This window comes from Streptomyces boncukensis, assembly GCF_011045075.1.
Lineage (GTDB): Bacteria > Actinomycetota > Actinomycetes > Streptomycetales > Streptomycetaceae > Streptomyces > Streptomyces boncukensis.
In genome coordinates, this window is record NZ_JAAKZZ010001091.1 from 1 (window position 1) to 604 (window position 604).

A 604-nucleotide genomic window follows, 5' to 3' on the forward strand; every position below is an offset into this window, starting at 1 on the left:
TGCCTCCGGCGCGCACGGCGGCTCGGGCGCCAAGGGCGCGGGTGGCCATGCGCGGTGACGTTCAGATGCGTGTCTGTCGGATGGCCGGCCGGTTTCCGTGCGGCAGGCTCCTTCCCGGCGTTCCGCTCGCCGGGAAGGGGGACAAGGGCGGGAGTCTAGCCGTGGGGTGACGGCCGGGCGAATGAATTTCGCGCGACCCCCGAGAGGGTTCTCAGGGTTTACCCGGGTTCCGGGTCGGCCCTGGGTCGTAGCCGGGCGCTCCGCGGGTGACGACCTGCGGCCGATGCCGCGGTGGCCTGCGGCGAAGCATCCTGGGGAGCATGAACACCGCATCCGTATCCGTGCACGCACCGGTCGGCGGAGCCACCGCGGTTTCTGGCTCCGCCCTGCAGGGGAGCCGGCACCGCGCCGGCGGCCTCTTCCGAGCGATCAGGGTTTTCGCCGGCGCGGCCTTCAGCGTCGCCGTGCTCGGCGACTACGAGGAACACGAGACACCGCTGGTCCGCCGCACCCGGTAGCACCCCGGTAATATCCTGACAAACAGCAGATAACGTACAGGCCCGGTGGGAGGGCGTCAGTCGATCGTGAAGCCCAGCACCGCACC

Annotated in this window: 1 protein-coding gene; it reads left to right on the forward strand. The window is 70.7% G+C overall.

Features of this window, described 5'->3' with window-relative positions:
* The first annotated feature begins 320 nt into the window (after positions 1–320).
* A complete protein-coding gene (locus G5C65_RS38100) occupies positions 321–518 on the forward strand; it encodes a hypothetical protein (protein ID WP_165303655.1) in 198 nt (65 codons plus the stop codon).
* The last annotated feature ends 86 nt before the right edge of the window (positions 519–604 follow it).